Source organism: uncultured Polaribacter sp., from assembly GCF_947501385.1.
Taxonomy (GTDB): Bacteria; Bacteroidota; Bacteroidia; order Flavobacteriales; family Flavobacteriaceae; genus Polaribacter.
On sequence record NZ_CANMVP010000020.1, the window covers coordinates 64,329 to 79,146 of the forward strand.

Here is a 14,818-nt window from a genome sequence, read left to right on the forward strand (position 1 = left end):
TTGAAATTTAATATACAGTTTAACTGTTAAAAATTTGTTCTAATATTTTTTGTGTGATGGCGTAGGTTGGCGTCACTCCCGTCATTCCTAATCCACCAGAAGCTAATGTAGCTCCTGTTTTTAAAGGATTGTCTGAAGCATAATACGCATATCTAACTTGCACGTTTTCAGAAATGTTTCCTCTAATTTTTGATGCCGATTGTATTGCTTTTTGATAATGAGCACCTTCCATTTCTAAACCAATAACATTCCAAGTAGAGTCATGAAAAAATGCTAATAAATCTTTATTTTGTAAAGATGTACCCAAAACCGAAATCATAGAACCATCAAAAACTTCGATACCAAAACCTTCTAAATCTTCTTTAGACAATTCATTTTCAAAAGGATAATTGTCTGCTGTTCCTTCAAAAATGTGTGCAGAAGGAATCATAATATCTCCTTTTCCACCTTCTAAAATACCCGCTTTACCCATGATAGAAATAGATTTTACATCTAAATGCGTTTTTGTATTTTTCTCACAAGTATAAGGTTTCAATAACTCGTCCATCGTTTCATAAGCTTGTTCGCCAAAAGCATAATCCATCACAATAATTACGGCATTGTCTTCTAATTTTTCTTTTTTAGAGAACGACAAAACATCAAAGTTTATTTTAGAGGTATCTATTATTTGTACATTTATATTGGTTCCAGAAGTATCTTTTATATATACCAAACCGTTTGAGGATGCAAAATCTTTTACTTTTTTCTGTAAAGGTTTGCTGTTTGCATTACTTAACAGTTGATAAATTTCAAAGCCATTTAAATTCTTAGCTTCTTTTGGTAGTGCATTTTTTGCATACATGGAGTTTAATACACTATGCATGTTGGCACTTATAATATGAATAGGTCTTTCTAACAAACTGTTTTGCTTTAAAACCTTTTTTATGTTATTCGCCCAAACTTCCCCATAAATATGATGCCCAATTTCTTCCACTAAAACAGAACTAAAGGTTACCGTTCTTTTTTTATTTTCGATTACTTCATTAATGGCTAATTTACCTAACCAATAAATTAATTGGAAAAAACGATCTGGATTGTCTTTTGCAGAAAACGTTTTATAAATCCCTAAAACCTCATCAAAAGTTCTTCCTAAAATATTCGCTAAATGTACAATGGTTACTTCTCTTTCTTCTTCTGAAATTTCTTTCTGATGAATTACTATCTCTTCTAAGTGTTTCCATTCTCTGGTAAAATCTTCACCATCGTTTAAAGTTACTCTTTCTTGAATTTTATGTGATTCAATGAATAAAAATGTTAAATGCGTTAAAATATCATAGATTTCAGACCTTCCTCTGGTAATCTCAATATTCATTTGATCTTTGTCTATTCTGTAACAATTTCTTCTTCTTTTTGGAGGAACAATCGGCGTAAAATGAGAACTTTTATAACCTTCATCTGCGGTTAAATTGATGTACTGACATTCTTCAATTCCTTCAGGAAGTCTTTCAATAACATAGGTTAAACCACTTAATTCTATTCTTTCTTCTGCAATTGAACCATAAATTTCTGGTCTTAATAACAATAATGATTTTCTTAGAGTTTCCCCAGAAATTCCCATCGGTTTGTAAAAACCTCTACTAAATAAATGACGCATAGAAATGTATAATTTTTCTATGGCATTTGTAGATTCTTGAGCTCTGGTTCTAAGTATTTTTTTTATTTCTGACATGCTATATTTTAAGCTTCAAAGGTAAAACTATTTACCTGATAATATTTTATTGTATTTGTTTTCATTTTTCAACAGATCAACGGCTTCAGAAATGGTTTTATCGTTCTTTAAATTATAATTGTAAACGCCTTCTTTATAGAAATATCTTTCTAAAATTTCTGAAGCGATTAATGTTGTTATAATATCTTCATTTTCAGATATTTCTTTTATTTTTTCGTCAAATAATTTTTCTTTAATTTGATGGTATTCTTTATCAATATCGTTTGCTTTTGATGCTAAAAATGCTTTTTTAAATAATGCTTCTTGTGCAGTAACAAAAGTGGTATCTGACTTTAAAAAATTTGTAAATTGCTTAAAATTATGTTTAAATTGAAAATCTTTTAGCGCTGCATTTGTTGGATTATCATAATAATAATCGGTTGCAAAATTAAATATGGCTTTAGATTTTAGCAATTCTTCGGTAGTTTCATTTCTTTCAGAAGTGGTAATTACAACATCTGGCATTACGCCACCACCGTCAAAAACAGTTCTTCCATTTTGAGTTTTAAATGTATGGATTCCGCTATCTGAAAATTTTGGTACCATTCCTTTTTCATCTCTATTTGCATAATCCAATTCTTGGATACATCTTCCACTTGGCGTGTAATACTTAGAAATAGTCAATTTTAATTGTGTCCCATACATCAACTCTCTATAACGCTGTACCAAACCTTTTCCAAAAGAACGCTTTCCCATAATTACAGCTCTGTCATAATCTTGTAAGGAACCACTCACAATTTCTGAAGCAGAGGCAGAGCGTTCATTTACCAAAACAACCATTGGTATTTCTAAATCTAAGGGGTCATTTTTACTTTTATAGGTGTTGCTCCATTTTTTTATCTTCGCCTTTGTACTAACAATAGTTTTTCCTTTTGGCAGGAAGAAATTAGAAATTCTAATAGACTCTAATAAAGAACCTCCAGGGTTGGATCTAAGGTCGAAAACTAATTTTTTCATTCCTTGTTTCTTCAACTTTCGATAGGCTTTTTTTACTTCGGAAGAAGCTTTTTCATTAAAACGAGTCAAGGTAATATAACCCGTTTCTTCATCTATCATTTCAGCAAAAGGAACCGGATTTACAATCACTTTATCTCTTACTAACTCCTTTTTAAAAATGCTTCCTTGTCTTTCAATCGCTACGCTTACTTTAGTATTAGGAATTCCTTTTAAAAACATAGAAAGTTGGTCTCTTTCCATATTTTTTATAGATTGCCCATCGACAGAAATAATAATATCGCCTACTTTTAAACCTGCTTTATCGGCAGAGAAACCTTTGTAAATTTCACTAATTTCAATTCCTTTAGCGTTATAATAAACAGCAACACCAATACCACCATATTCGCCAGCTCTGCGTATTCTAGCGGTTTCTACATCTTGTTCATTGTAGAAATTTGTATACGGATCTAAATCTTTTAAAGTGTTTTTAATTGCTTTATTTGTAAACTCTGCAGGATTTATTTCGTCTACATAATACATATTCAATTCCTTAAATAAGGTATTGTAAATTTCTATCTGTTTTGCAACTTCAAAAAATTTCGATTTAAAAGAATACGTTAAAAAAATAGTTCCTATGAATAAAAAAGCAACTGTTCTTTTTTTAAGGTTGAATCTTTTCATCTTTTTGAGTTTTTGTCTTGTCGATAAACAAGGTTAGTAATTTTTCCATTTTTGAATATATCGCTTCATACTTCACTTCTTCTCCACCAATGTACGAAATCATAAAAACATAAGGTTCCTCTAAATGATCGTAGACAATTTCTTTTTGTAAGCGGTAACTTTCTCGCATCAAACGCTTTATTCGATTTCTATCTACAGCTAATTTAAAATTTCTTTTGGGCACAGAAACACCCACTTGACAAGGAAAATCTGAGGTATGTTCTGTTTGTAAATACACCATTCTTAACGGGAAACTCTTTACAGATTTCCCTTCAGTATAAAGTTTTTCTATCAACTTTCTACTCTTTAAACGTTCTTGTTTCCCTAAAGTGTATTTCATCTTTACAAACTTAATAGAAAACAACAACTTTTTAACAATTTCTAATCGCTAACTTTAAAAAAGATGTGTATTTTTATATCAAATTAAACATCATTTTTTTAATTATTAATGTTGAATATTTAACAATAATTAATAAATTTGTTTAAAATTATACTTTTAAAATATGAAACCTGACTTATTTCAAGCACCAGATTATTATAATATTGATGATTTACTAACAGAAGAACATAAATTAATACGCGAAGCTTCAAGAGATTGGGTAAAACGTGATGTTTCTCCGATCATTGAAGAATATGCTCAAAAAGCAGAATTTCCAACTCAAATTATTGGCGGTTTGGCAGAAATTGGTGCTTTTGGTCCTTATATTCCAGCAGCATATGGTGGCGCTGGTTTAGATCAGATTTCTTACGGATTAATCATGCAAGAAATAGAACGTGGAGATTCTGGCGTTCGTTCTACAGCTTCTGTGCAGTCTTCTTTGGTAATGTACCCTATTTATACCTACGGAAATGAAGCACAACGTAAAAAATATTTACCAAAATTAGCTTCTGGTGAATGGATGGGATGTTTTGGTTTAACAGAACCAAATCATGGCTCTAATCCTGCAGGCATGGAAACCAATTTTAAGGACAAAGGCGATCATTATTTATTAAATGGCGCAAAAATGTGGATATCCAATGCTCCGTTTGCACAAGTAGCAGTTGTTTGGGCAAAGAATGAAGAAGGAAGAATTCACGGTTTGATCGTAGAACGTGGTATGGAAGGTTTTTCTACTCCTGAAACTCACAATAAATGGTCTTTACGTGCTTCTGCAACAGGAGAGTTAATTTTTGACAATGTAAAAGTGCCAAAAGAAAATGTATTGCCAAATAAATCTGGACTTGGAGCACCTTTAGGTTGTTTAGATTCTGCTCGTTACGGAATCGCATGGGGTGCCATTGGTGCAGCTATGGATTGCTATGACACAGCATTACGCTATTGTAAAGAACGTGAACAATTTGGGAAACCAATTGGACAGTTTCAACTACAACAGAAGAAATTAGCAGAAATGATTACCGAAATCACCAAAGCACAATTACTAGCTTGGAGATTAGGTACTTTAAAAAATGAAGGAAAAGCTACTTCTGCTCAAATTTCTATGGCGAAACGAAACAATGTAGATATGGCAATAACAATTGCTAGAGAAGCAAGACAAATGTTAGGTGGCATGGGAATTACTGGCGAATATTCTATTATGCGACACATGATGAATTTAGAAAGTGTCATTACTTATGAAGGAACCCACGATATTCATTTACTAATTACAGGTTTAGATGTTACTGGTTTAAGTGCTTTTAAATAGCTTGTTAGAGGTCAGTAGTTAGTTACTTATTAAAAACAATAATTAACTAATTATGTCTGGTTGTCCCGAAATTTCGGGAGCAGTCGAAACCTATATAAAGCAGACCAATAATTCTCGATAGCTTTGCTAGCTACTTTCAATGAAAATGTATTTTCATTTCAATAATACTCGAGGAGACATTACGTCATTCCAATCGTTTGATAATTATTTTTCTCGGGTCTACCATTGACGTGTTTATATAATTATCTGATTTCAAGTAGATTAATAGTTCTCGACTGCGCTCGAACAGACATATTTATAGACTAATTTACGTCATTATAATCGCTTGAAAAATTTTTTCCTTGGGTCTCGAACGGACAATAACGAATGACTCAAAAATCTAATAAACAGTGTTTTAAAACTTGAATTTAGTATGTATTTAACTACTGACCTCTATAGTTTGTAACGAAAATAAACATAGACTAAAAGAATGAAGTGACTTAAACTTTTCTCAATTGGCTACAAAATGCCCTTTTTCCCTTGCTTTTTGTCATTTTTAAGTCCCGTAGCTATGCTATGCAACTGAAAAATGACTTCAATTAAGCAAAAAATGCCTATTTTTCGCTTCAATCAGAAAAGTTTAAATCACTTCAATATGAAAAAACAATATTATATAATCTTTTGTGCTATTTTTTTGATAAGTTTTTCATGTGCTAATATTAATGATTCGATCACTGAACTCGAAGAAGACATACGTATTGATGAGCTCTCTGATGATCAGAATTCAAATCCTAAAAACTTTAAAATTTTATCTTTAGGAGATAGTTATACCATTGGTGAACGTGTCTGTGATGCCTGTAAGTTTCCTGAGCAATTAAAAGATAGTTTATCTAAAAAATTTGAAACGGATACCACTTTTACTTTAAAAGTAATTGCAAAAACTGGTTGGACTACATCTAGCTTGATGAGTGCTATAGTAAATGAAAATATTTCCAATGATTATCATTTAGTTACCTTGTTGATTGGCGTAAATAATCAATATCAAGGTAAAAATTTTTCTATTTATGAAAATGAGTTTCCTAAACTTATAGCAACCGCTACAAAAGCTGTAGATAATGATAAGAATAAGTTGATAGTTATCTCAATTCCAGACTATGCTTTCACTCCATTTGGAAACGGTAATACAAACATTTCTGAAGAAATAGATAAATACAATTTGTTTGCAAAAAAGTACTGTGAACAAAATGAAATAACTTTTGTAAACATCACAGACATTACCCGCAATGGTTTAACAAATCCAGATTTGGTAGCTTCAGACGGTTTGCATCCCTCAAAATTAGCATATACAAAATTCGTAGAAAGGTTACTTCCATTCGCAATTGAAAAGCTAAAGAATTAAGAAATACTTTTGAACAGAATAATTTGGCATCTTTTAAAATGGATGCCTTTTCTTTTATTAAAATACCAATTTTTTAGCGTAATACATTTGCCAATATAAATAGTAGGCAAATAGATGTTTGTTAGAAATAAATTCTGGTGGATTTCAATGAAAAGATCAATGTTTTGAGACATTTACGGGCATTAGAATAAAAAAGTTAAAACCCTTTCTTTTTTAATCTCTCAGTTTGTATTTTTGTATTGGTCTTAAAAATGCATTTTGTTTAAAAGATTTGGTACAATATTATTCGTGTTTCTCTACTTAATTGCGATGCTAAAACCAATAGCTCCTTTTGTGGAATATGCAATCAATTACGACTATATTTCTAAAGTTCTTTGTATCAATAAAGACAAACCAGCAACGAGTTGTAAGGGTAAATGTCAATTGATGATAAAACTGCAACAAAAGCAAGATGACGATTATAAATCGCTTAGAATTCATATGGAAGAATATCCTATTGGATTCGTAAAAATACTTCGTATAGACCATAAAAATGTTCTTTCAAATTCTAAAACAACCATTTTTAACTACACTAAAAATTACCACTATCTTTTTTCTAAAGATGTACTTCATCCGCCAATTTCATAAATAATTTATCGCTAAACTTTATATCAGATTTTATATCTGATGTTCTCACTTATAAATTATTTTAAAATTAAAATTGATGAAATCAATAAAAATTATGTGTCTAGGAATTGTTATGTTCCTAACACAACAAGCAAACACTCAAGAAAATAAAGACAATAATTGGAAAGGAAACAGACCAGACGGACATGCACCAATCTCTGTCATGGCAGATCATTACCACGAAAAAGGTGGTTTTATGTTTTCATATCGTTTTATGAATATGAATATGGAAGGTTTACTTTCTGGTGCTGATGCAATATCTAATGATAATGCACACAACGCAGGTTATATGGTAACTCCGCTAAAAATGCCAATGCAAATGCACATGTTTGGTTTTATGTACGCGCCATCAAATAAAATTACTTTGTTGGCAATGGCAAATATTATTAAAAATAATATGGATTTACAAATGAGAATGATGAATGGAAATAGCGTTCCATTTGCTACTTCTTCTTCTGGTTTTGGGGATGTAAAACTAGGAATGATTTATAAATTCATCAATAAGAACCAACAATCATTTCACGGAAATCTAACTTTTTCTTTGCCAACAGGAAGTATTTCAGAAAATGATCAAAACCCTATGAGTGCTCCAAATGAGATACAATTACCTTATCCAATGCAAATAGGAACCGGCTCTTTTGATAGCAATTTAGGATTGACGTATTTAGGACAAACAGCAATGCTTTCTTGGGGAAATCAATTATCTACAACAATTCGATTTGGAGAAAATTCTGATGAGTATGCTTTTGGAAACACATATGGTTTAAACAATTGGTTTGCAATTAAAGCAACAGATTGGTTGAGTTTTTCTGCGCGTTTAGAAGGAAAGATTGTTGATAAAATTAGAGGCGTAAATACTAATTTAACACCAACAATGGTTACTACTGCAGATACTCAAAACTCTGGTGGAACTTTTATAAATAGTGGTTTTGGTTTTAACTTATATGTTCCGAAAGGCAAATTTAAAGACCTAAGGCTTGGCTTTGAAATTGCTTCGCCATTATATCAAAAACCCAACGGAATTCAGTTAAAACAAGAAGAAACACTTACTGTTGGTTTGCAATACGCATTGTAAAACTTTTAAAAGTTTAAAAGAGGTTTTTTCTAAAATAGAAAAAACCTCTTTTTTATTGGAGAATATCTACTTTTTCACTCCTAACTTTATCAATATTTTTTCTAGTAAGCACCACTTTGTAAATGCAGATTGTAGCATATTCACTCCGATAAAAACTGTAAACCAAATCCAATTTTGGTTTGCATATGTAGTAAGCACAACGCTTAACAAAATCATCACACCTACGATAGCTCTAAAATATGTATGTAACATTCTTATTATTTTTTAAGTTTATATACATCTCTCTACGGGAACAACAATCGCTTTTATAGGATTATTTGTTTCCAAATTACTATTGAATTCTTTAATGATCCTGAATAAATTATCAATTTTCTCTTCATTGGTAAAAGAGAAAAATAGGGTGGATTCATTTCCTAACTTTCCAGCAGAAAACCAATTAGAAGCCATTAATAAAGAGGGCGCATTTTTATATCCATCGATATCTGAACTACTAAAGTTTTCAATATCTGCTTTTTTGAAGATTTTTAAAACATCTTTTTGAAATTCTTCTACTGCGGTAACGATTGCTAATTTCATTTTTTTTATTTTTAACCTGCAAGGTTTTCCCAAGCTTGTAGGTTTTGTTATGTATGTATTTTTCATGCCTGCCAAAATTTTAGAAATCTCGCAGGAAATAGGACGTAATTGCTTCAATATTATTTGTTTCGTTTTCGACTCCGCTCAACCTTCCAGATTATTTATAATTCTTCTTTTCAATCATATAATACATCAACGGTAAAACCAATAAAGTTAATACTGTTGATACAATGGTTCCTCCCATTAAAGAGATGGCCAATCCTTGAAAAATGGGATCGAACAAAATGACAAATGCTCCAATGACTACCGTTCCTGCAGTTAGTAAAATGGGTGTGGTTCTTACCGCTCCGGCTTCAATTGCAGCTTGTTTTAAGGGAATTCCTTCTGCCAATCTTAAATTGATAAAATCGATTAATAAAACTGAATTCCGCACCATGATTCCTGCCAAGGCAATCATTCCAATAAAGGAAGTGGCTGTAAAAAATGCGCCCATGATCCAATGACCTAAAATAATTCCTATCAACGATAAAGGAATCGCAACCATCATTACAATTGGTGCTTTAAAATTCTGAAACCATCCTACAATTAAGATGTAGATTAAGATGATAGCTCCTAAAAAAGCGATTCCTAAATCTCTAAAAACCTCTAAAGTAATTTGCCATTCACCATCCCATTTCACAGTATAATCATCTTCAAAATCTGGCTGTCCTAAATACATTTCATTTAGTTGATACCCCTTTGGAAGTTTAATTTCATTCAATTTATCTTCCATTCCTAGAATTGCATAGGCAGGACTTTCTAATGCTCCAGCCATGTCTGCCATCACATACACAACACGTTTTTGATTTTTACGATAAATACTTTTTGCTGAAACAGTTTCTTTTATTTCAACTAAATCAGCAATAGGAATCATATTACCTTGTTCCGATTTTACTTTTAATTGAGAAATATCATGAATGGTCGATTTTTCTTTTTCGTCTAATGACAATACCAAACCAACCTGATTTACAGCATCTTCATCATATAAATTTGTGATAGCGTTATTAGACAATGCTATATTCATGGTGTATGCAATTTGCTGTGGTGCAACTCCATACAACATCGCTTTCTCTTTGTTTATTTCAAATTGATATTCTGTTTGATCGTCTTCCACCATCCAATCAATATCTACCACATCAGCTGTATTCTTTAAAATAGTTTGTACCTGATTGGCAATGTCCATTTGCGTTTTATAATCTGGTCCATAAATTTCTGCAACAATGGTAGCCAAAACTGGTGGTCCTGGCGGAACTTCTACCAGTTTTACATTGGCGTTGTGTTTTGAGGCTATTTTTTGAATCTCTGGTCTCAATAATTTTGCAATTCCGTGACTCTGAATTTCGCGTTCGCCTTTATCGACCAAATTCACTTGAATATCTGCCATATTGCTGCCGCCACGTAAATCGTAATGACGTACCAAACCATTAAAAGTAATGGGTGCAGAAGTACCAATATAGTTTTGATAATTTACCACTTCTGGTCTTGTAGACAAATATTGTGCAATCTCTTGCGTTACGACTGCTGTTCTTTCTAAGGTTGTACCTTCTGGCATATCTATGACCACTTGAAATTCGTTTTTATTGTCAAAAGGCAGCATTTTTACAGCTACAGAATTGGTGAAAAATAACATCATTGTTGCTATTAAAACCACAAAAGTTCCTCCTAAAAACACCCATCTATTCGTTTTATTTTCTAACAAAGGTCTTTCAAACTTGTTGTAAACTCTATAGATAAATGTTTCCTCTAAAGGTTTTTCTGGTTTTTCAATTGTGCCCTTATTCTCTTTTTCTCTTAAGAAAATATATCCTAAATAAGGTGTAATCGTTAACGCTACAAATAAGGATAAGATCATTGCAATAGATGCTCCAATTGGCATTGGTGCCATATATGGCCCCATTAAACCAGATACAAAAGCCATTGGTAGCACAGAAGCAATTACCGTAAAAGTTGCTAAAATTGTTGGATTTCCAACTTCATTAATGGCATATAAAGCCGCTTGCTTAAATGGCAATCGTTTCATCTTAAAGTGTCGGTGCATATTTTCAGCAATAATAATCGAATCATCTACGACAATACCTGTAACAAAAACCAACGCAAAAAGCGTAATTCTGTTCAAAGTATAATCTAACATATAATAACTCAACAAGGTCAAAGCAAATGTAATTGGCACCGATAAAAAAACCACCAAACCACCACGCCAACCCATGGCTAGCATGACCACTAAAGTTACTGCAATGATAGAACCAATAAGGTGTAGCAATAATTCTGATACTTTGTGCGATGCTGTTTCACCATAATTTCTTGTGATTTCTACATGCACATCATCGGGAATTAAAGTGCTTCTTAAATGAGCTACTTTGTCAATAACAATTTCAGCAATTTTCATAGCATCTGCACCTTTTCTTTTTGCTATAGAAATGGTTACTGCAGGATATTCAGATTTGTATATTTGCTGTTTATCACTTGCTTTTCCAAAACCTAAAGACACATAATTTTGTGGCACTTCTGGACCATCAATAATGGTTGCAATCTGTTTTAAATAAATCGGCTGATTTTGTTGTACACCAACCACTAAATTTTCTACGTCTGTTGCAGAAGCCAAGAATTCACCGGTGGTTACCAAAAACTCAGTATCATTTTTATCAAAACTACCTGAGCTTAATTGTGTGTTATTTGCTTTTATCATTTTAGAAACCGACAAGAAATCTAAACCACTAGCCGCTAATTTATCCTTATCTAAAACAACACGTAATTGCCGGTTTCTTCCTCCAATTTTATGAGTAACAGAAACATCGTTTATTTTCTTAATCTCACTTTCTAACTCCTGCGCCATTTCGCTTAATTGGTAATCATCATAGTTTTCACTCCACAGGGTTAAACCCAACATCGGTACATCATCAATAGCACGTGTTTTTACTAATGGAAATGTAACGCCTTGTGGCATCTGATCCATGTGTTTGTTAATTTCATTGTATAATTTTACAAACGAACGTTCAATGTCTTCGCCAACATAAAACTGAACGATGACCATTCCTTGTTCTTTCATTGATGTTGAATACACATACTCAACACCTTTGATATTGGAAATTAGTTTTTCTAATGGTTTTATAACTCTCGACTCTACTTCTGTAGGGCTTGCGCCTGGATACCCTACAAAAATATCTGCCATTGGTACATCAATTTGTGGTTCTTCCTCTCTGGGAATTAAAAACGAACTATACACACCAATAACCATAAACACGATCATTAGAAGCACTGTAAGCTTAGAACCTATAAAGACTTTTGCTATTTTTCCTGCTAAACCTTCTTTCATATTCCTATCCCTAACCCTTTCCAAAGGAAAGGGAACTTTTGTGGGTAATTTTAGTTAATATTATTTTTAAAATTTTTGCAGAATACTGATAGCTGCAACTGAATACTGTTTTATTGAACACTTATATTAGCTCCGTTATATAATTTTCCTTCAGAAGATATGATGTATGTTTCATCTGCAGATAATCCAGACAAAACCTCAACTTGATTTCCATAAGTTCTCCCTAAACGCAACCATCGCAACAAAGCTGTATTACTTTCACTTGTGGTGTAAACACCCGACAATTGTCCGTTGGTTACTATCGCTTCTTTCGGAATTAACACCAATGTTGATTTTACTTTTCTTTCCATAGGAAACTGAACCGTAGTAAACATACCAGATAAAATAGTTGCGTCGGTTTTTTCTAAATTTATTTTCACCAAATATTGTCCGCCAGTATTTTTAGCAGAAGTACTTACCTCGCTCACTTTTCCTACAATGTTTTTATTGATAGATTTCACTAAAACAGCTACTGTAGTTCCTTTTTTAATTTCTGAAATTTCAGTTTCTGGCACCATTGCCATTACTTCAAAATTTCTTGGATTTTCTAAACTAATTAAGGGCATTCCAGGATTTGCCATATCGCCAGTTTCTATATTCTTACTTGTAATTACACCACTAAAAGGTGCGGTAATATTTGAGTATGCAAATTGTGCATTAATTTCATTTTGCATTTGATTTGCTGCTTCTAAACGTGCTTCTGCCATTTCGTAATTTGCAGTCATATCATCCATTTCTCGTTGCGTAACACTTTTGCTTGCATATAGATTTTTATAACGCTTGTAATTTTTAGTTACATTGTTAAATGCTGTTTTAGCTTCTGTAATACCTGCATTCACTTGGGCCTTTTGGGCTTGTAAAGCGGTATTATTTATAGAGACTAATAATTGACCTTTACGCACTTTATCGCCAACATTTACATGCACTTTTTTTACATATCCCATCATTCTAGTACTTAAATCTGCACTATTTGTTGCTTGAATTTTGCCGCTTACAGATAAAAACTGACGGTCATTATTTGTTGCAACCTTATTAACTTTTACTTTAATTGCTGATGTATTATCTGCCGCTACTTTCTTGTCTTCGCTATCACAACTCCCTACTAATAATGCTACAGAAAGTGTTATGATTGTATGTATCTTTTTCATTTTAAATTTGTTTATTTTTCCTATCCTTACCCCTTTCCAAAGGAAAGGGAACCGTTGTGTTACTTAACACATACTTTTAGAGATGTGCTTTTTATTTTTTTCTAATACCTACAAAGTTTTAAAAACCTTGTAGAATAATTATGTTAATGTATCCGCAATCTTGCTAATTCCGTCTTCGGGGGTTAGGGGGCTAAAAATTCTAAATAAGCTTGTGTATAATTATATTCAAATATGGTTTGATAATATTCTAATTGCTTCTGTGCATATTGCGTTTCTGCCAACAACAAATCTGATGTTTTTTCTAAACCTTCTTTAAATCTATTTTTTCGAATTCTCAAAGATTCTTTCGATTGTTGCACTGCTAAATTGGTTAGGTTTAATCTATTTTTTGCATCTAATAATTGACGTTTTACTTTATGCAACTCTAAATTGCTTTTGGCGATATATTGACTGTATTCTAACTTAGATTTCTCGAATGCTGCTTTGCTTTTTTGAGCTTTTCCAAAGCGTTTAGACCCTTCAAAAAGATTCCAACTTAATTTTGCTCCAATTAAATAACCATTTGCATCCCCCTGAAATAGTTTGTTGTCATACATTTCATAACTTCCAAAAGCATTTAAGCGTGGTAGAAAAGCCATTTTATCAGCTTTATTCATTGCTTTATAAGCATTTGTTGCTAACTGCATTGCTTTGATATCTGCTCTGTTTTTAGAAATGGTTTTGTTATCGGTATTAAAATAAGCAACCGTTAAACTATCTGTTGGTTTGTACGTCACATAGTTTTTATCATTCATTAAAAACGATAGATAGTTGGATGCATTTTGCACATTGCTTTTTGCCGTTTGTAATTGGTTTTGAACCTCTGTAACACGTACCTCAACATTTAAAACATCTGTACGTTGTAAAATTCCTTGGTTAAAACTATTATCTGCCATTTTTTTGTTTTCATTTGCAGCTGTTAAAGCTTTTTCTAAAACAGCAACACCTTTGTAAGCCAATTGCAATTGCATGTATGATTTTTCAACTTCAAAAGACAAATAATCTATCGTTCTTTCTGTCTGCAGAGACATCGCATTCATTTTAGATTTTGCGGCTTTGCGTTGATAAAAGCCATCTAAATTGATGAGTGTTTGTTGAATTTCTATCTTCGTTGCAAAGTTTTGAGTTTGTGAAGGATTATTTAATAAAGCAGGATCAAAATCATTCTGAGTTAAAATTCCTTGATTTAGTTTAGCACCAAAAGCCATCAAAGGGTTGGTTGTAGAAATTCCTGTATGACTTGCCGTAATGTTAGGTAAGTAAACAGCATTGGTTTGTTTGTAATCTGCTTTGGCTTTATAAAACTCTTCAATAGAAATTTTAATAGTAGCATTGTACTCAGAAACTTTAGACAACACTTCTATTTTTTTAATAGGAATTGTTTCTTGCGCGTGCAAAGACAGAGAAATTAAAAAAATAAACAGTAACAAATTTATTTTATTCATGTGATTCTATTTATA

At 32.2% G+C, this 14,818-nt stretch carries 12 protein-coding genes; 4 read left to right on the top strand and 8 right to left on the bottom strand.

What is annotated here, in order from left to right; translation table 11 throughout:
• Window positions 1-19: 19 nt before the first annotated feature.
• The 3 genes from Q0998_RS13505 to rnpA are packed head-to-tail and all read right to left on the bottom strand — an operon-like array spanning window position 20 to window position 3,743.
• Window positions 20-1,708, bottom strand: coding sequence for a hypothetical protein (locus tag Q0998_RS13505; protein WP_299670591.1), 1,689 nt, complete (start codon window positions 1,706-1,708; stop codon window positions 20-22).
• 27 nt (window positions 1,709-1,735) lie between these two features.
• Window positions 1,736-3,364: a S41 family peptidase gene (locus tag Q0998_RS13510; RefSeq protein ID WP_299670593.1), complete on the bottom strand. Its 1,629-nt coding sequence runs from the start codon at window positions 3,362-3,364 to the stop codon at window positions 1,736-1,738.
• A complete protein-coding gene (gene rnpA, locus Q0998_RS13515) occupies window positions 3,345-3,743 on the bottom strand; it encodes a ribonuclease P protein component (RefSeq protein ID WP_299670595.1) in 399 nt (132 codons plus the stop codon). Before rnpA ends, Q0998_RS13510 begins: the two co-directional genes overlap by 20 nt.
• A 163-nt stretch (window positions 3,744-3,906) precedes the next feature.
• On the opposite strand from rnpA, the gene Q0998_RS13520 reads away from it, so the two are divergent.
• The 4 genes from Q0998_RS13520 to Q0998_RS13535 all read left to right on the top strand — a co-directional run bounded on the left by Q0998_RS13520 (window position 3,907) and on the right by Q0998_RS13535 (window position 8,204).
• Complete coding sequence (locus Q0998_RS13520; RefSeq protein ID WP_299670597.1) at window positions 3,907-5,085, top strand: acyl-CoA dehydrogenase family protein; 1,179 nt, start codon at window positions 3,907-3,909, stop codon at window positions 5,083-5,085.
• Between the two features lie 634 nt (window positions 5,086-5,719).
• On the top strand, window positions 5,720-6,463 hold the full coding sequence (locus Q0998_RS13525; RefSeq protein ID WP_299670599.1) for an SGNH/GDSL hydrolase family protein: 744 nt from the start codon (window positions 5,720-5,722) through the stop codon (window positions 6,461-6,463).
• Window positions 6,464-6,751: 288 nt separating this feature from the next.
• Window positions 6,752-7,090 (top strand): hypothetical protein, encoded by a 339-nt coding sequence (locus Q0998_RS13530; RefSeq protein ID WP_299670601.1) that lies wholly within the window; start codon window positions 6,752-6,754, stop codon window positions 7,088-7,090.
• Between the two features lie 76 nt (window positions 7,091-7,166).
• Complete coding sequence (locus Q0998_RS13535; protein ID WP_299670603.1) at window positions 7,167-8,204, top strand: transporter; 1,038 nt, start codon at window positions 7,167-7,169, stop codon at window positions 8,202-8,204.
• Window positions 8,205-8,270: 66 nt separating this feature from the next.
• On the opposite strand, the gene Q0998_RS13540 is transcribed toward Q0998_RS13535, so the two are convergent.
• The 5 genes from Q0998_RS13540 to Q0998_RS13560 form a co-directional block, all read right to left on the bottom strand.
• The gene (locus tag Q0998_RS13540) at window positions 8,271-8,456 is read right to left on the bottom strand and encodes a DUF2892 domain-containing protein (protein WP_299670605.1); all 186 of its coding nucleotides are present in this window, start codon (window positions 8,454-8,456) and stop codon (window positions 8,271-8,273) included.
• An 18-nt stretch (window positions 8,457-8,474) separates the two neighbouring features.
• The gene (locus Q0998_RS13545; RefSeq protein ID WP_299670607.1) at window positions 8,475-8,780 is read right to left on the bottom strand and encodes a hypothetical protein; all 306 of its coding nucleotides are present in this window, start codon (window positions 8,778-8,780) and stop codon (window positions 8,475-8,477) included.
• Window positions 8,781-8,937: 157 nt separating this feature from the next.
• Complete coding sequence (locus Q0998_RS13550; protein WP_299670609.1) at window positions 8,938-12,132, bottom strand: efflux RND transporter permease subunit; 3,195 nt, start codon at window positions 12,130-12,132, stop codon at window positions 8,938-8,940.
• 110 nt (window positions 12,133-12,242) lie between these two features.
• The gene (locus tag Q0998_RS13555; protein ID WP_299670611.1) at window positions 12,243-13,319 is read right to left on the bottom strand and encodes an efflux RND transporter periplasmic adaptor subunit; all 1,077 of its coding nucleotides are present in this window, start codon (window positions 13,317-13,319) and stop codon (window positions 12,243-12,245) included.
• A gap of 182 nt (window positions 13,320-13,501) precedes the next feature.
• On the bottom strand, window positions 13,502-14,803 hold the full coding sequence (locus Q0998_RS13560; RefSeq protein WP_299670613.1) for a TolC family protein: 1,302 nt from the start codon (window positions 14,801-14,803) through the stop codon (window positions 13,502-13,504).
• Window positions 14,804-14,818: the final 15 nt, after the last annotated feature.